Annotated in this window: 14 protein-coding genes; 11 read left to right on the plus strand and 3 right to left on the minus strand. The window is 73.4% G+C overall.

What is annotated here, in order from left to right; genetic code table 11:
- Position 1: 1 nt before the first annotated feature.
- The gene (radA, locus tag ACFYP4_RS15345; protein WP_358854855.1) at positions 2 to 1411 is read right to left on the minus strand and encodes a DNA repair protein RadA; all 1410 of its coding nucleotides are present in this window, start codon (positions 1409 to 1411) and stop codon (positions 2 to 4) included.
- A gap of 198 nt (positions 1412 to 1609) precedes the next feature.
- On the opposite strand from radA, the gene ACFYP4_RS15350 reads away from it, so the two are divergent.
- Positions 1610 to 3436, plus strand: coding sequence for a hypothetical protein (locus tag ACFYP4_RS15350; RefSeq protein WP_388785667.1), 1827 nt, complete (start codon positions 1610 to 1612; stop codon positions 3434 to 3436).
- 10 nt (positions 3437 to 3446) lie between these two features.
- On the opposite strand, the gene ACFYP4_RS15355 is transcribed toward ACFYP4_RS15350, so the two are convergent.
- Positions 3447 to 4283 carry a hypothetical protein gene (locus ACFYP4_RS15355; protein ID WP_358854857.1) on the minus strand — a complete coding sequence of 279 codons (837 nt, stop codon included), beginning with the start codon at positions 4281 to 4283 and terminating at the stop codon, positions 3447 to 3449.
- A 71-nt stretch (positions 4284 to 4354) separates the two neighbouring features.
- Between ACFYP4_RS15355 and ACFYP4_RS15360 the strand changes: the two genes are divergently transcribed.
- The 4 genes from ACFYP4_RS15360 to ilvD all read left to right on the plus strand — a co-directional run bounded on the left by ACFYP4_RS15360 (position 4355) and on the right by ilvD (position 9256).
- Positions 4355 to 5287, plus strand: coding sequence for a Ppx/GppA phosphatase family protein (locus ACFYP4_RS15360; protein WP_358854858.1), 933 nt, complete (start codon positions 4355 to 4357; stop codon positions 5285 to 5287).
- A gap of 507 nt (positions 5288 to 5794) precedes the next feature.
- The gene (locus ACFYP4_RS15365; protein ID WP_358854859.1) at positions 5795 to 6619 is read left to right on the plus strand and encodes a sugar phosphate isomerase/epimerase; all 825 of its coding nucleotides are present in this window, start codon (positions 5795 to 5797) and stop codon (positions 6617 to 6619) included.
- Positions 6616 to 7236, plus strand: coding sequence for a TetR family transcriptional regulator (locus tag ACFYP4_RS15370; protein ID WP_358854860.1), 621 nt, complete (start codon positions 6616 to 6618; stop codon positions 7234 to 7236). The genes ACFYP4_RS15365 and ACFYP4_RS15370 overlap by 4 nt, the downstream gene beginning before the upstream one ends.
- 166 nt (positions 7237 to 7402) lie before the next feature.
- The gene (gene ilvD / locus ACFYP4_RS15375) at positions 7403 to 9256 is read left to right on the plus strand and encodes a dihydroxy-acid dehydratase (RefSeq protein WP_388785670.1); all 1854 of its coding nucleotides are present in this window, start codon (positions 7403 to 7405) and stop codon (positions 9254 to 9256) included.
- Between the two features lie 189 nt (positions 9257 to 9445).
- Here ilvD and ACFYP4_RS15380 read toward each other — a convergent pair whose 3' ends face one another.
- Positions 9446 to 11743, minus strand: coding sequence for a serine/threonine-protein kinase (locus ACFYP4_RS15380; RefSeq protein ID WP_388785672.1), 2298 nt, complete (start codon positions 11741 to 11743; stop codon positions 9446 to 9448).
- A gap of 225 nt (positions 11744 to 11968) precedes the next feature.
- Between ACFYP4_RS15380 and ACFYP4_RS15385 the strand changes: the two genes are divergently transcribed.
- From ACFYP4_RS15385 to proC, 6 genes are all read left to right on the plus strand, one after another.
- Entirely contained in the window at positions 11969 to 12331 is a 363-nt protein-coding gene (locus ACFYP4_RS15385) for an SH3 domain-containing protein (protein ID WP_358854863.1), read from the plus strand.
- A 55-nt stretch (positions 12332 to 12386) separates the two neighbouring features.
- Positions 12387 to 12872, plus strand: a complete 486-nt coding sequence (locus ACFYP4_RS15390; RefSeq protein ID WP_358854864.1) for an EamA/RhaT family transporter — start codon at positions 12387 to 12389, stop codon at positions 12870 to 12872.
- Between the two features lie 274 nt (positions 12873 to 13146).
- Positions 13147 to 13965, plus strand: coding sequence for a methyltransferase domain-containing protein (locus ACFYP4_RS15395; RefSeq protein ID WP_358854865.1), 819 nt, complete (start codon positions 13147 to 13149; stop codon positions 13963 to 13965).
- 150 nt (positions 13966 to 14115) lie between these two features.
- Positions 14116 to 14976, plus strand: a complete 861-nt coding sequence (locus tag ACFYP4_RS15400) for an ABC transporter ATP-binding protein (RefSeq protein WP_358854866.1) — start codon at positions 14116 to 14118, stop codon at positions 14974 to 14976.
- Positions 14973 to 15767: an ABC transporter permease gene (locus ACFYP4_RS15405; RefSeq protein WP_358854867.1), complete on the plus strand. Its 795-nt coding sequence runs from the start codon at positions 14973 to 14975 to the stop codon at positions 15765 to 15767. Before ACFYP4_RS15400 ends, ACFYP4_RS15405 begins: the two co-directional genes overlap by 4 nt.
- 142 nt (positions 15768 to 15909) lie before the next feature.
- The gene (gene proC, locus ACFYP4_RS15410; protein ID WP_358854868.1) at positions 15910 to 16719 is read left to right on the plus strand and encodes a pyrroline-5-carboxylate reductase; all 810 of its coding nucleotides are present in this window, start codon (positions 15910 to 15912) and stop codon (positions 16717 to 16719) included.
- Positions 16720 to 17223: the final 504 nt, after the last annotated feature.

The following is a 17223-nucleotide window of genomic DNA, read 5'->3' on the forward strand; positions in this document are numbered from 1 at the left end:
TCTACCGGCGCTCCTCGTCCTCCCGTGGGGCCTCTTTCCGACGGGAGCGCGGAAGGACGCGCAGGGCGTCGCCCATGTCGGCCACTTCGACCACCTTCATACCGGGCGGGATCCTCCCCGGGTCGGTCGGGACGAGGGCGTGCGTGAAGCCCAGGCGGTGCGCTTCGGCCAGCCGGCGCTGGACGCCCGTCACCCTTCTGACCTCGCCCGCGAGGCCCACCTCGCCGATCGCGACGAGGTTCTTCGGGAGCGGGGTGTCACTCGCCGCGGAGGCCAGCGCGAGCGCGATCGCGAGGTCCGCGGCGGGCTCCGAGAGCTTCACGCCGCCGACCGTCGCGGAGTAGATGTCCCGCTTTCCGAGAGCGGTGATCCGGCCGCGCTGCTCCAGAACGGCGAGCATCATCGACACCCGGGAGGTCTCCAGACCCGAGGTCGTGCGGCGGGGAGAGGGGATCTGCGAGTCGACGGTCAGCGCCTGCACCTCGGCCACCAGCGGGCGGCGGCCCTCCAGCGTGACCGTCAGGCAGGTGCCCGGGACCGGCTCGGCGCGGCGGGTGAGGAAGAGGCCGGAGGGGTCGGCCAGACCCGTGATGCCCTCGTCGTGCAGCTCGAAGCAGCCGACCTCGTCCGTCGTGCCGTAGCGGTTCTTGACGCCGCGTACGAGACGCAGGCGCGCGTGCCGGTCGCCCTCGAAGCTGAGGACGACGTCCACGAGGTGCTCCAGCAGGCGCGGTCCCGCGATCGCGCCGTCCTTGGTGACGTGACCCACCAGCAGGGTGGACATCCCGCGGTCCTTCGAGGCGCGGATCAGGGCGCCCGCCACCTCGCGGACCTGGGCCATGCCGCCGGGGGCGCCGTCGATCTCGGGGGAGGCGACGGTCTGCACGGAGTCGAGGATCAGCAGCGACGGCTTGACGGCGTCCAAGTGGCCGAGGACCGCCGCCAGGTCGGTCTCCGCGGCGAGATACAGGTGGTCGTCGATCGCCTTGATGCGGTCGGCCCGCATCCGGACCTGGCTCGCCGACTCCTCACCGGTCACGTACAGCGTGCGGTGCTCGTCGCTCGCCGACTTGGCCGCCACGTCCAGGAGCAGCGTGGACTTGCCGACACCCGGCTCGCCCGCGACCAGGACGACGGCGCCGGGGACCAGACCGCCGCCGAGGACACGGTCCAGCTCGGGCACGCCGGTGCTGCGCGCGGTGGCCTGGCGGCCGTCGACCTGGCCGATGGGCACCGCGGACGTGGTGACGCGGCCCGCTGCCGTCGTACGGACCGCGGGCGTGCCGTACTCCTCGACCGTGCCCCATGCCTGGCACTCGGGGCAGCGGCCGAGCCACTTGGCCGTCTGCCAGCCGCACTCGGTGCAGCGGTAGGACGGCCGGTCCTTCGCGGTTTTCGTACGGGCAGCCATGGGGGGAACCGTAGCCGAGGCCACCGACATTGCCCCGGCCGGTGCCGGGTGCCTGGCTGCCGGTGATCGCCGCCCGTGAGGGTGTGGGCCACGGGATGGGGGGCCGCTGTCCCCTTATGAGGGATCGTTTCACCCGTACGGATTAAATGTGCTCAAGGCGGAGGAAGGGGCCACCACTCGGCGCCTACGGTCGCACGGGTGAAGAGCAGCAGTCCGGAGACCTCGACGCACACCACCGGCGCGCACCGGGCGCACCCAGACGCTCGCAAGCGGGTGACGGCTCCCCGCGGCGCCTCGAACCGCCCCCCGGCGCATCGCCCTCCCGGCCCTCCCGCGCGCTACGAGCCCTATCTGGACGGCCTGTTCACGTACTGCCTGTCCGTGCTCTGCGACCACGACGCGGCGACCGCGGCACTGGGCGACGTCCTGGTGCTCGCCGAGCGCCGGGGGGCGCGCGGACCGGACTCCGCGGGCGACCGCAGGGCGTGGCTGTACGCACTCGCGCGCTGGGCCTGTCTGCGCCAGCTCGCCGAGACCCGGCGCCGGCGCCAGGCGGCGCACGCCTCCGGCAGACGCGTGGCCCAACGGGATGGCGCCCGCCGGGATGGCGCCCGCCGGGATGGCGCCCCCCGGGACGGCGCCTCCCGGAAAGGCGCCGCCGGGGACGGCGCCCCCGGGAAGGACGCTCTCAAGGAGGCCGCCGACCGGCGCGCGGCCGAGGTGGTGAGCCGCTCGGTCCCCGAGGAGGTCCAGCAGCGGCGCCGGCACGAACTCGCCCTGCTGGCCTGGCCGGAGGCCGCCGGCACCACGCCCGAGCAGCGTGAGGCGCTCGAACTGGCCGTGCGCCACCAGCTCGCCGCCCACGAGGTCGCCGCAGTCCTCGGAAGGGAACCGGCGGCCGCGCGGGAGCTGCTCGCCACCGCCGCCTGCGAGGTGGAGCGCACGCGCGCCGCCCTCGCCGTCGTGGAGACCGGCGCCTGCCCGAGCGTCGCCCGCCTCACCGGCGACAACCGGCTCGTCCTGAGCACCACCCTGCGCCGTGAACTCGTCCGGCACGTCGACGACTGCCCGCGCTGCCGCCGTACCGCCGAGCGCGCGGTGCCCGGCGCCTGGCCGGGGACCAGCGTCACGCCCGCCGCGCTCCCCGTCCTCGAGGCCCCGCGCGCGGCCCTGCGCCTCGCGATGGTCCCGCGCGCGCGAAGTCACGGTCCGCGGTTCGACCGGCGGGGCTTCCCGATGGACCCGAAGGACCACGCCGCGCGCCGGGACCGGCTCCGCGCGCGTGCCGTCACGACCACCGTGGTCGCCACGGTCGTCGCCGCGCCCGTCCTCGCGCTGTGGGCGGCCTACCGGGGGGCGCCCCTCACCGGGGAGGGCACGGACGGCCGCCCGGTCACCGCGAACGAGGCGCACGGCCCCGACGGCGACGGGACCGGCTACGAGAACGCCGGGAACGCCAGCACCCGGCCCGACGGCCGTTTCTCCGGGGGCGACCGCTCGTCGGACGTCTCCGTGGAGGTCGTCAGCGCGAAGGCGGGCGGCGGGAAGAGCGCGGGACAGCTCGGGGTGACGGCCGGGAACACCGGCGACACGACGCTCATCACCCTGACCGCGACCGGGAGTTCACCGGTCCGCTGGTCCGCGTCCACGGGCGCCCCCTGGCTCTACCTGAGCCAGTCCTCCGGGACGCTCGAGCCGGGCGAGTCGCTGACGCTCAGGGTGTACGTCGACCATCTGCGGGAGCCGGCCGGTTCCTGGACCGCGCGGGTGGCGATCGCCCCGGCGGGAGCCGTGGTCACGATCACCGGATTCGGCACGGCGGGACCGTCGAACCCGGACCCGCGGCCGAGCCACCCGGTGCCGTCCGACCCGGGTCCGCGGCCCGGCACCCCGACCCCTTCGGACCCCGGCCCGACGCCCTCCGACCCCGGTCCGCGGCCGAGCGACCCGGCGCCGAGCGACTCGGCGAGCCCGGACCCGGGCGGCTCGGAGCCGCCGGGCGGCGGGCCGAGTCCGTCCTCGTAGCGGGCGGGGCTCAGCCCACCGGGTCCGCGGGATGCGGCGCGAGCAGCGGGAGCTGCGAGGCGAGCCGCTCCTCGCAGAGCTCGACCAGCCGGTCGTATCCCGCCTTGCCCATCAGCTCGATCAGCTCCGGCCGGTACGAGACGTAGACGGGGTCGCCCGCGCCGTGCGCCGAGGTCGCCGACGTGCACCACCAGTGCAGGTCGTGGCCGCCCGGACCCCAGCCGCGGCGGTCGTACTCGCCGATGGACACCTGGAGCACGCGGGTGTCGTCGGGCCGGTCGATCCACTCGTACGTCCGCCGCACGGGCAGCTGCCAGCAGACGTCGGGCTTGGTCTCCAGCGGCTCGCGGCCCTCCCGCAGGGCCAGGATGTGCAGCGAGCAGCCCATGCCGCCCTCGAAGCCGGGCCGGTTCTGGAAGATGCACGACCCGTTGTACGGCCGGGTCTGGCGCTCGCCGTCCTCGTCCTCCGACACCCAGCCGGTCGCGGTGCCGATGTCGTGGTGCTGCCAGATGTCCGGCGTGAGCCGCGCCACATACCCGGCCACGCGCTTCTCGTCGTCCTCGTCGGAGAAGTGCGCGCCCAGCGTGCAGCAGCCGTCGTCCGCGCGGCCCGCCTGGATGCCCTGGCAGCCGCTTCCGAAGATGCAGTTCCAGCGGGAGGTCAGCCATGTCAGGTCACACCGGAACACCTGCTCGTCGTCGGCCGGATCCGGGAATTCCACCCAGGCGCGGGCGAAGTCGAGCCCCTGTTCGTCCGCCTTCAGGAGCTTCTTGGACCTGGACGCCTTCGCCTGCGAAGGTTCCTTGGTCGATTTGTCGGGCTTCGCCTTTTTCGTCTTTGGCACCCGTCCAGGGTAAGTCGCCGGAGTCCGCTCCGGGCACTGCCATCCGCACGGCGGGCAGTAGCGTTCCGTACATGAGACTCGGTGTCCTCGACGTGGGTTCGAACACGGTGCATCTGCTGGTGGTGGACGCGCACCCCGGCGCGCGCCCGCTGCCCGCGCACTCGCACAAGGTGGAGTTGCGGCTCGCCCAGCTTCTCGACCCGGACGGTGCCATCGGCCCGGACGGCGTCGACCGGCTGATATCGGTCGTCCATGAGGCGATGCAGGCCGCCGAGGACAAGGGCGTGGAGGAGCTGCTGCCGTTCGCGACCTCCGCGGTGCGCGAGGCCAGCAACGCGGACGACGTGCTCTCCCGCGTGCACGACGCGACCGGCGTCGAGCTCCAGGTCCTGTCCGGAGCGGAGGAGGCCCGGCTCACCTTCCTCGCCGCCCGCCGCTGGTTCGGCTGGTCGGCCGGGAAGCTGCTCGTCCTGGACATCGGCGGCGGTTCCCTGGAGATCGCCTACGGGGTGGACGAGGAGCCGGACACGGCGGTGTCGCTGCCGCTGGGGGCGGGGCGGCTGACCGCCGGGTGGCTGCCCGGGGATCCGCCGGAGCCGGGGGCCGTCAAGTCCCTGCGGCGCCATGTGCGGGCGCAGATCGCCCGCAGCGTGGGCGAGTTCACCCGCCTCGGTCCTCCCGATCACGTGGTCGCCACGTCGAAGACCTTCAAGCAGCTCGCCCGGCTGGCCGGCGCCGCGCGTTCCGCGGACGGGCTCTACGTCCCGCGTGAGCTGAAACGGGAGTCGCTGGAGGGGTGGGTACCGAAGCTCGCCGCCATGACCACCGGCGAGCGGGCCGACCTACCCGGCGTGTCCGAGGGGCGGGCCGGGCAACTGGTCGCCGGGGCGTTGGTGGCGGAGGCCACCATGGATCTCTTCGGCGTGGAGACGGTGGACATCTGCCCCTGGGCCCTCCGGGAGGGCGTGATCCTCCGCCACCTGGACCACATGCCCCCGACGTAGGCCGCCCGGCGCCGGCGCGGACCGGCACCAACGGGCCGCCGCCCCCGCGGCCGGCGGCCCGCACCCGCCTGCGCCCACCGCCCCGCACCGCGATCGCCACGACCTGCACCCGCCCGCGCCCGCCTGCACCCACCCTCCCGCCCGGCGGCCCCGTGCCCGGCACGACCCGCACCCGCCCTCCCACCTGAGGGGCCGTGCCGGTACATCAGATGCCCGTTGCAGGTCGGGCAGGAAGCGCCGGTCCACCCCTGTGACCAAGGTGCACGCCCGACCTGCGACGGGCGGATGTACCGGCGCGGCCCCGACCGCCCACCGGAGCCGAGGCGCCCACCCCGACCACCCACCGCAGCGTGGGCGACCCACCCACCGGCCGAAGGCGCCCGCGCCCCGCAGCGAAGGCGCCCCGCCCCGCCCCGAAGACGCCCGCAGCGAAGGCGCCCCCGCCCCGGAGCGGGGCGCCCCACCCAAGGCGCCCCCGCCAGACACCCGCCCCGTACTCTGTCCCTCGTGGCAGAACCAGTGGTGCGCATCCCGGATGCGAAGGTCGCGCTGTCCACGGCCTCCGTGTATCCGGAGTCGACGGCGACGGCCTTCGAAATCGCCGCGCGCCTCGGCTACGACGGCGTCGAGGTCATGGTCTGGACCGACCCGGTCAGTCAGGACATCGAGGCCCTGCGCAGACTCAGCGACTACCACCGGATGCCGATCCTCGCGGTCCACGCCCCCTGCCTCCTGATCACGCAGCGCGTGTGGTCCACCGACCCGTGGACCAAGCTCCAGCGTGCCCAGGCCGCCGCGGAGAAGCTCGGCGCCGGCACCGTCGTCGTACATCCCCCGTTCCGCTGGCAGCGCCAGTACGCCCGGGACTTCGTCGACGGCATCTGGCGGATGGCCGGCGAGACGGACGTCCGGTTCGCGGTCGAGAACATGTACCCCTGGCGTTACCGGGACCGCGAGATGCTCGCCTACGCACCCGACTGGGACGTGACGAAGGAGGACTACCGTCACTTCACCATCGACCTCAGCCACACCGCGACGGCCCGCACGGACGCCGTGCGGATGATCGACCGCATGGGCGACCGCCTCGGACACGTCCACCTCGCGGACGGCAACGGCTCCAGCAAGGACGAGCACCTCGTCCCGGGCCGCGGCACCCAGCCCTGCGCGGAGGTGCTGGAGCGCCTCGCGACCACCGGCTTCGACGGCCACGTCGTCATAGAGGTCAACACCCGCCGCGCCATGTCCAGCGCGGAGCGCGAGGCCGACCTCGCCGAGGCCCTCGCCTTCACCCGGCTCCACCTCGCCTCGTCCGTCCGGGTCCCCCGGTCGTGACCGCGGCGGCCCCCGCCCCCCGCCGCCGCGGGCGCCCGTCCCGTACGGAGACGGCGGCCTCCCCGGCCACCCGGGAGGTCATCCTCGCCGCGGCCCGCGAGGAGTTCAGCGCGCGGGGCTACGAGAAGACGTCCGTACGGGGCATCGCCAGGACGGCGGGCGTGGACTCCGCGCTGGTGCACCACTACTTCGGCACGAAGGAGCAGGTTTTCGAAGCGGCCGTCGAGGTCGCCTTCGCGCCCGCCCTGGACGCCCCGAACGCCGTCGAGGACGGCCCGCCGGAGGGCGTCGGGGAACGCCTGACCCGGTTCGTCCTCGGCGTCTGGGAGAACCCGGCGACCCGTACGCCCCTGCTCGCGATCGTCCGTTCCGCGGTGAACAACGAGACCGCGGCGGCCGTCTTCCGCCGCATGATCGCCGCCCAGCTGATGCGCCGCATAGCCCGGCAGCTGGACGTCCCGGACCCGGAGCTGCGCGCGGAGCTGGCGGCGGCGCAGCTGGTCGGCGTCGCGATGCTGCGCTACGTGATCAAGGTCGAGCCGCTCGCCTCGGCGGACCCGGAACAGGTCATCGCCCGGATCGCCCCGGTCGTCCAGGCCCACCTCACCAGCCCCTGACGCATCCCGGACCGGCCCCCACCCCCGACCGCCTCCTGCACCCGCTGCCCCGGACCGGGAACCGCCACCCGAGACACGCATCCCGCATTCCGGACACCCCGTCCGGATCCTGGAGCACCGGCGTAGGCTCGACGGCAGTCATTACTCTCCGAAGGAGCGAGCGACGATGCCCGAGCTGAGGTCCCGCACAGTCACCCACGGCCGCAACATGGCGGGCGCACGCGCCCTTATGCGCGCCTCCGGTGTACCGGGCGCGGACATCGGCCGGAAGCCGATCATCGCGGTCGCCAACTCGTTCACCGAGTTCGTGCCCGGCCACACCCACCTCCAGCCGGTCGGCCGGATCGTGAGCGAGGCCATCACGGCGGCCGGGGGCATCCCGCGCGAGTTCAACACCATCGCGGTCGACGACGGCATCGCGATGGGGCACGGCGGCATGCTGTACTCCCTGCCCTCGCGCGACCTGATCGCGGACAGCGTCGAGTACATGGTGGAGGCACACTGCGCCGACGCCCTGATCTGCATCTCGAACTGCGACAAGATCACCCCGGGCATGCTGATGGCCGCCCTGCGGCTGAACATCCCGGCGGTCTTCGTCTCCGGCGGCCCGATGGAGTCCGGCCGGGCGACCCTCGTCGACGGTACGGTCCGCACGCTCGACCTGGTCGACGCGATCTCCGACGCGGTGAACGACAAGATCTCGGACGAGGACATCCTCCGTATCGAGGAGAACGCCTGTCCGACCTGCGGCTCCTGTTCCGGCATGTTCACCGCCAACTCGATGAACTGCCTCACCGAGGCCATCGGCCTGTCGCTGCCGGGCAACGGCTCGGTCCTCGCCACGCACACCGCCCGCAAGGGGCTGTACGAGGACGCCGCGCGCACGGTCATGGACGTCACGCGCCGCTACTACGAGCAGGACGACGAGTCGGTCCTCCCGCGCAACGTCGCCACCCTCGCCGCCTTCGAGAACGCCATGGCGCTGGACATCGCGATGGGCGGTTCGACCAACACGATCCTGCACCTGCTGGCCGCGGCCCAGGAGGCGGGCGTTCCCTTCGGCCTGGAGGAGATCAACGCGGTCTCGCGCCGGGTCCCCTGCCTCGCCAAGGTCGCGCCGAACGTCGCCAAGAACCGTACGTACTACATGGAGGACGTGCACCGCGCGGGCGGCATCCCGGCCCTGCTGGGCGAGTTGCACCGGGCCGGCCTGCTGAACGAGGACGTGCACTCGGTGCACAGCCCGTCGCTGTCGGACTGGCTGAAGACGTGGGACGTGCGCGGCGGCTCCCCGTCCCCGAAGGCCGTCGAGCTGTGGCACGCGGCCCCCGGCTGCGTCCGCTCCTCCGAGGCCTTCTCCCAGTCCGAGCGCTGGGAGGCCCTCGACGAGGACGCCGAGAACGGCTGCATCCGTTCCGCGGAGCACGCGTACTCCAAGGACGGCGGTCTGGCGGTCCTCAAGGGGAACCTGGCCGTGGACGGCTGTGTCGTGAAGACGGCCGGCGTCGACGAGTCGATCTGGACCTTCGAGGGCCCGGCGGTCGTCTGCGAGTCCCAGGAGCAGGCCGTCGAGAAGATCCTCAACAAGCAGATCAAGGACGGCGACGTGGTCGTCATCCGCTACGAGGGCCCCAAGGGCGGTCCGGGCATGCAGGAGATGCTCTACCCGACGTCCTTCCTCAAGGGCCGCGGCCTCGGCAAGACCTGCGCCCTGATCACCGACGGCCGCTTCTCCGGCGGCACCTCGGGTCTGTCGATCGGCCACGCGTCGCCCGAGGCGGCGTCCGGCGGCACCATCGCCCTCGTCGAGGACGGTGACCGCATCCGGATCGACATCCCTAACCGCTCCATCGAACTGCTGGTCTCCGACGCCGACCTGGCGGCCCGCCGCGCGGCGCTGAACGGTGTGTACGCGCCGGTCGGCCGCGACCGGAAGGTCTCCGCCGCGCTGCGCGCCTACGCGGCGATGGCGACGAGCGCGGACAAGGGCGCGGTCCGGGACGTCTCGATGCTGGGCTGACGCCCGCACCCGGGTGACGCCCGGCACCGGGTCCACGGGAAGGGGCCGCTCCTCGGGGGAGCGGCCCCTTCACGGCTCCCGCCCCGACGGCACGAGCACCGCCCGACAGGGCTCCACCACCCCATACCCCGGCTCGTGTTCGGAGGCTCCCGGCGCCACCGGATCATCCCGGGCGCGGGCGTCCCCCGCTCACCACCCCGCCGGGTCGTTCCCCGCCACCGCGAACACCGTTCCGTCGGGGGCGCTCGCGTACACGCGTCCGCCCGCCACCGAGGGCGCCGGGAGCTGCGCCACGACCCGGTCGGACCGGGCGCCGAGCCTGATCGAGGTCTGGCCGACGAGCCGGCCCACGCGGCTGTCCACGGCGAGCAGCCGCCCGTCGGCCGAGGTGAAGTACACGTGCCGGGCGTCGGCGACGGGTGCCGAGCCCCGGCTGACGGATGTCTCCAGCCGCCACCGCTGCTTCAGCGTGTCCAGGTCGACGGCGACCATCCCGCCACCGGTGGCCAGCAGATGGACGGTGTCCCCGCGGACGGTGGCCTGGGCCTGCGGGAGCGCCACCGGGAGCGCGGCCCGGCGCGACGTCTTCGTGCGCGGGTCGTACCTGACCAGGGCGTTCGTCTCACCGTTCAGGTCGTCGGCGGTGAGGACCAGGGCGTCGTGCCGGGTGCCGGCCGGGGTCAGCCTGCCCGCCAGCCGGGTGTCCCAGCGCACCGCCCCGGTCCCGGGATCCACCGCGGTGACGTGCGTACCGGACCCGTCGGCCGTCAGGCTCGTGGCGTACGCGGGCCCGCCGCCGGGGAAGGCGACGACGGCCGGTGAGAGGTGCCCGGACAGCCGGTGGCGCCAGCGCTCCCGGCCGGAGGCGCCGTCGACGCCCGTGACGGTGCCGTCGGCATCGGTGAGCAGCACGGTGCCGCCCGCGTGCCCGACACCGCCGTACGCTGACAGGTCCAGCTTCCAGCGCGTCTTGCCCGTGGCCGTATCAAGCGCCTCGAGCCGCCGCCCCTCGTGGGTCACGACGTGCACCAGGCCGCCGGAGAGGACCGGCGACGGGACCGGGCCGGCCCGCTCGGTGGACGTGTGCCGCCACAGCACCGTGCCGTCGGCCGGGTCCAGCGCGGAGACCAGCCCGGGTTGCGCGCAGAGCAGCCTGTCCGCCGCGTACGCGCACTGCGGCGTCCCGAAGGCCTCTCCGGAGGAATGCGTCCCTGGGGAGCCGTCGGTGCCGGTGGGGCCCGCCGGGTCGGACGCCGGCCTGGTGTCCCAGGTGCTGACGACCGTCGACGCGGGCTGCGGCCGGTCACCGTGGGAAGCGCCGCGGTCCTGGAAGACCAACTGGGTCGAGGCCAGTCCACCGCCCACGACCAGGGCGAGCGCTCCGACGGCGAGGAGCAGCCGGTTGCGCGGCCGCCCCGCGGAGCCGCGCACCGCGTCGGCCCTTCGGTCGCCGCCGCCCGGCGCGTCCGCCCCCCGGCCACTCCCGCCGGACGCGCCCTCCTCCCGACCGCCGCCGCCCCGCCCTCCTCGCCCGTCACCGTCACCGTCACGGTCACCATCACCGGCACTGCCGCCCCAGCCACCCTCGCGGGCCGCGTCCTCGGGACCGAAAGGCAGAGCCGCCCGCTGTGCCGGTATGAACGCCTGGGTGTCGTACGAGGCGGCCACCGAGCGCAGTTCCCGCATCAGCTCGTCGGGAGTGGGCCTGTTCTCCGGTTCCTTGGCCAGACAGCGCGTGACCAACGGCGCGAGGTTCTCCGGCACACCGGTCAGGTCCGGCTCGTCGTGCACGACCTGGTACGCGACGACGTACGGGCTGTCGGAGTCGAAGGGGCCGCGGCCCGTGGCCGCGTGCACGATCACCGACCCCAGGGCGAAGATGTCCGCGGCAGGACCCACCTCCCGCGGACGCCGGAACTGTTCGGGCGCCATGAAGGGCGGCGTGCCGATCAACTTGCCGGTCTCGGTGTGCAGTTCGCTGTCCGACGGCCGGGAGATGCCGAAGTCGATGACCTTGGGGCCGTCCTCGGCGAGCAGGACGTTGCTGGGCTTGAGGTCGCGGTGGACGACCCCCACCCGGTGGATGTCCCGCAGCGCCTCGGCGAGTCCGGCCATCAGGCGGCGCAACTGACCGGTGGCCATGGGCCCGTTCCGCTTCACGTGCTCGGCGAGGGTCGGCGCGGGGATGAACAGCGTGGCCATCCACGGACGCCCGCTGTCGGGGTCGGCGTCGACGACGGGCGCGGTGAACGCGCCGCTCACCCGGCGCGCGGCGGCGATCTCCTGCCGGAACCGCCCCCTGAACTCGGGGTCCTTGGCGAATTCCGCGTGTACGACCTTCACCGCGAGGCGCAGCCCGGATTCGCTGCGGGCGAGATGGACGACGCCCATCCCGCCGGACCCGAGGCGATCCTCCAGGCGGTACCGGCCGGCGTATTCGGGAAGTTCCGCTTCCGCATCCGCTCCGGCGTTCCGCTGTGGCGCCATGGAACCCACCCCCGTGCTGTTCGTCCGCGCGCGACGCACGGAGCCTAGTCGATGCTTCGTGCGAGACAGAGGCGGCTTGCTAGCCTCCGCGTGCGACAGGCGAACAACTGTGCTTGGCGTGATGTCGACGGTCGTCCGTGGGACGGACGCGACTTCCAGTCGGATCAATCCGGTCACATTCATCCAGTCACATTCATCCAGTCACATTCAACGGGGGAGGCCTTCATGGCTGTTGACCGCATCGAGAGCACCGGCACCGAGAGAACGGAAACCCGCAGCACCGCGGCCGCGGCCGAGGCCGTGGCCACGACGACGGCCGCGAGCACCGCGGAAGCGGCGCTGCAGTACTACGCGATCGCACCGGGCCGGACGGTCAACGTCCGCAGCGGTCCCGGCACCTCGTACCGCATCGTCCGGGTCCTGCCCGAGGGCTCGCGCGTGGCGATCTTCTGCCAGCGCCCGGGCGAGACGATCAGCGGCCCGTACGGGACGACGAGCATCTGGGACAACATCGCGAGCGGCGAGTACGTGTCGGACGCGTACGTGAAGACGGGCAGCGACGGCTACGTCGCGCCGCGCTGCGGCTGAACGCCGGTGGGCGGGGTTCGCGGGGGGACCGGGTCGCGGGGGCGATAATCGTCGCGTGAGCAGCGACGAGACCGGTACCCCCGCGGGCCCCCAGCCCGAGCCCATCCGTTTCTTCGGCACGACGTGGGTGCGGCACGACGGCGGCTACGCGGCCCGCCGGGCCGGTGTGGCCGCCGGCTCCCTCGCCGCCGCGGTCGCCGCCTGCTTCGTCCTGCGCTTCGCCTACCAGGGCCTGGCGATCGCGGATGTGGGCCGGGCCGTGACGCTGTTGGTCGTCGTGATGTTCGCGGTGTGCAGCGCGCTCGCCTTCCGCCACACGTGGGAGACCTTCGGCGAGCGCCCTGACCCCGACCGGCAGGCCTCGCTCCGCGGACTCCTCGCCGTCGGCTTCGTCGGCTCCCTCTTCGCCTACTTCTTCCGCTCCCTCTCCGAGGCCCCGGGCGAGAAGCTCCACCGCGGGGAGTACGAGGCGGCCCGCACCCAGTACGAACGCCGCACCGAGCGCCGCACCCGCAACCCGTCCAGGAAGCGGCACGGCTAGCGCCCCGCAGCCCGTCCAGGAAACGGCACAGCCGGCGCGCGTCCCGTCGGGGACAGCGGCACAGCCGGCGCGCGTCCCGCAGCCCTCCCGGCGAAGCGGCCGACGCGTGCACTTCGGCCCGTCCGGCGTCCGAGGGCGAGTCCGCAGGCGATGCGGGGCCGGGGGCGAGACCCTCGGGACGGGAAGGGGCGGAGGGGACGAAAACCCGTCGGCGCACCACCGGTCGGCACGAAATCAGCTGCCCCTCCCGTCCCGCCCCGGCCACGATGACCGTATGGCCGCCCCCACACACGACTCGGACCACGACTCGAACCCCACAGCCCGCCCCTCCTCCCACCACACCCGGGCCCACTCCTTCAACGCCGCCGCCGCGCAGTACGCCGCGAACCGCCCCTCCTACCCGCCCGCCCTCTTCGACGCCCTCGAAGACCTGGCGGGCCGCCCCCTCGCCGGCGCCCGCGTCGTAGACGTGGGCGCCGGCACCGGCATCGCGACCGCGCTGCTGCGCGCGAGGGGCGCGGACGTGCTCGCCGTCGAGCCGGGCGAGGGCATGGCGGCCGAATTCCGCCGCGCCCTCCCCGGCGTCCCACTGGTGCGCGGCGACGGCGACGCGCTCCCGCTCGCCGCCGCCCGCGCCGACCTCCTCACCTACGCCCAGGCCTGGCACTGGACCGACCCGGCCCGCTCGGTCCCGGAGGCGATGCGGGTGCTGCGTCCGGGCGGCGCCCTCGCCCTGTGGTGGAACATGGACGCCCAGGACGTCCCGTGGATCGCCGCCCAGGCGGGCCGGGTGGAACGCCGCTTCGGGGCGGGCATCGGCAAGAAGAGCGGCGGCGGCCCCCGCGCCCAGGCGGCCTTCACCGGCGCCCCGCACGTCCCTGGCTTCGCACACCGCCGGATCCGCTGGAGCCGCACGGTCCCCCTCGACACCCACCTCGCCAACATCGGCAGCCACTCGCTCTTCCTGGTCCTCGGCGAGGAGGGGACGTCGGACTTCCTAGCCGAGGAGCGCACGCACCTCCGGGAGGTCTTCCCGGACGGACTGGTCGAGGAGATCTACGACGTCATGCTGATCGTCGCCACCCGCTCGTGACCCCGGCCGACGCCCCCCCACGACCCCCGCCTCACTCCCACCGGGCCGCCACGACCAGGCCGCGCGTCCACCCCGTGCGTTCAGCGCGGCGTCTGCGGCACGGCAACCAGGCCTTGACGAGCGAGCACTCCGGCCCGCAATAATCATCACATGGTGAATAACAACCGACGGCCACCGGACTCCACCGCGCCCCCCGCCGTCCGCGCCGAAGGCCTCACCGTCGTACGCGGCACCCGCCAGGTCCTGCGCGGACTCGACTTCGCCGTACCCCGTGGACAGATCACCGGCCTGCTCGGCCCCTCGGGCTGCGGGAAGTCCACCCTGATGCGCGCGACCGTCGGCACCCAGGCCAGGGTGAGCGGCACCCTCGAAGTCCTCGGCCGCCCCGCCGGTGACGCAGCCCTCCGCTCCCGCATCGGTTACGTCACCCAGGCCCCCTCCGTCTACGACGACCTGTCCGTCCGCCAGAACCTCGACTACTTCGCCGCCATCCTCGACCCCGGCCGGCCGGCCGCCGACCGACGCCACGAGCACGTCACCCGGGCCATCGCCGACGTCGACCTCACCGCCCACGCCGACTCCCTCGCGGGCAACCTCTCCGGCGGCCAGCGCAGCCGCGTCTCCCTCGCCGTCGCCCTCCTCGGCACCCCCGAACTACTCGTCCTCGACGAGCCCACCGTCGGCCTCGACCCCGTCCTGCGCCGCGAGCTGTGGAGCCTCTTCCACTCCATCGCCGCCGACCGCGGCGCCACCCTCCTCGTGTCCTCACACGTCATGGACGAGGCCGAGCGCTGCCACCGGCTGCTCCTGATGCGCGAGGGCGGGATCCTCGCCGACGGCACCCCCGACGCCCTGCGCGAGCGCACCGGCTCCGACACCGTCGAGGCCGCCTTCCTGCACCTGGTCGACGAGGCGGTCACCGCCGGCCGCCCCACCCCCGCAGGCACCCCGCCCGCCACCGGCACCCCGGCCGCGCACGACGACCGGCCCCGCAAGGAGACCGCCCGATGACCACCACCACAGCCACCCGCCCGGGCGCGGACCCGGCGGCCCGCCCGAGCGCCGTCAACCTCTCCCGCACCACCGCCACCGCGACCCGCGTACTGCGCCAGCTCCGCCACGACCCGCGCACCATCGCGCTGATGATCCTCATCCCGTGCGTGATGCTCCTGCTGCTGCGCTACGTGTTCGACGCGAGCCCGCGCACCTTCGACTCCATCGGCGCCTCGCTGCTCGGGATCTTCCCGCTCATCACGATGTTCCTGGTCACCTCCATCGCCACCCTGCGCGAACGCACCTCCGGCACCCTCGAACGCCTCCTCGCCATGCCCCTGGGCAAGGGCGACCTCATCGCCGGCTACGCCCTCGCCTTCGGTGCCCTCGCGATCGTCCAGTCCGCACTCGCCACCGGGCTCGCCGTCTGGATCCTCGGACTGGACGTCACCGGCTCGCCCTGGCTGCTCCTGGTGGTCGCCCTGCTCGACGCGCTGCTCGGCACGGCCCTCGGTCTCTTCGTCTCCGCCTTCGCGGCCTCGGAGTTCCAGGCGGTCCAGTTCATGCCGGCCGTGATCTTCCCCCAGCTCCTCCTCTGCGGCCTGTTCACCCCGCGCTCCGACATGCACCCCGTCCTCGAAGCGATCTCGGACGTCCTCCCGATGTCCTACGCCGTCGACGGCATGAACGAGGTCCTCACGCACCCCGACATGACGGCCGCCTTCGTCCGCGACGCCCTGATCGTCGCGGGCTGCGCCCTCCTGGTCCTGACACTCGGCGCGGCCACGCTCCGCAGGCGCACGAACTGAAGGCCGCCACCCGCCGCGGGCGCACGACCCGGGAAGTGCGGGCGGGACGGCCCCCGTCCCGCCCAACGGACAGCACGGCCCCTCCGGCACCCCGGGTGCGAGGATGGACGCCGGACGACGCAGCCTCGGAGGGCACCCGCACATGAGCCAGAAAGTCGCAGTCCTCGGTACCGGCAAGATCGGCGAGGCCCTGCTCAGCGGCATGATCCGCGCCGGCTGGGCCCCCGCCGACCTACTGGTCACCGCCCGCCGCCCCGAGCGCGCCGAGGAACTCCACCAGCGCCACGGAGTCACCCCGGTCGGCAACATCGAGGCCGCCAGGACCGCCGACACGCTGATCCTCACGGTCAAGCCCCAGGACATGGGCACCCTCCTCGACGAGCTCGCCCCGCACGTCCCCGCCGACCGCCTCGTCATCAGCGGCGCCGCGGGCATCCCCACCTCCTACTTCGAGGAGCGGCTCGCCGAGGGCACTCCCGTCGTCCGCGTCATGACGAACACCCCCGCGCTCGTCGACGAGGCCATGTCCGTGATCTCCGCGGGCAGCCATGCCACCGCCGAGCACCTCGCCCACGCCGAGGAGATCTTCGGCGCCGTCGGCAAGACGCTCCGCGTCCCCGAGTCCCAGCAGGACGCCTGCACCGCGCTCTCCGGCTCGGGACCGGCGTACTTCTTCTACCTGGTCGAAGCCATGACGGACGCGGGCATCCTGCTCGGCCTGCCCCGCGACAAGGCCCACGACCTCATCGTCCAGTCCGCGATCGGCGCAGCCGTGATGCTCCGCGACAGCGGCGAGCACCCCGTGAAGCTCCGCGAGAACGTCACCTCCCCCGCTGGCACCACGATCAACGCCATCCGCGAGCTGGAGAACCACGGCGTGCGCGCCGCTCTCATCGCCGCGCTGGAAGCCGCCTGCGACCGCAGCCGCGCACTCGCCTCCGGCAACAGCTGACCCCGCCCCCGCAGCCGGGGCCTTCCACCCCCGGCCCCGGACCTCCCGCCCCTCCGCGCATCGTGGTCCACGATCAGCGCGTGCAGATCCACGATGCACGGCTCCAGGACGCCCCCAGGGGCGGAGTTGACACGCCCCTGCCCCGTACGTAATGTTCTCCGGGCTGTCCGACGTGAGCGCCGACTCCGGTCGGTCCCCGGACGGCCATTCCGCAGCAAGCATCCAACGAACGACGTTCAGTCGTCGCGTCGTTTTCATGCGTGCTTGCGAAATGAGGAATCCGCGTTCGAAAGGGCGCCGGCCCGATTAGCTCGGGAGCCGAGATTCCGCTAAAGTCTCACTCGTCGGAACGGCCCAAAAGCCGGGACGACAAGCCCCCTGACTGGGAATCAGGCCCGAAAGGATCTGATAGAGTCGGAACCGCCGGAAAGGGAAACGCGAAAGCGGGAACCTGGAAAGCACCGAGGAAATCGGCACCGGAAACGGTCTGATAGAGTCGGAAAC

Source organism: Streptomyces sp. NPDC005551, assembly GCF_042871785.1.
Lineage (GTDB): Bacteria > Actinomycetota > Actinomycetes > Streptomycetales > Streptomycetaceae > Streptomyces.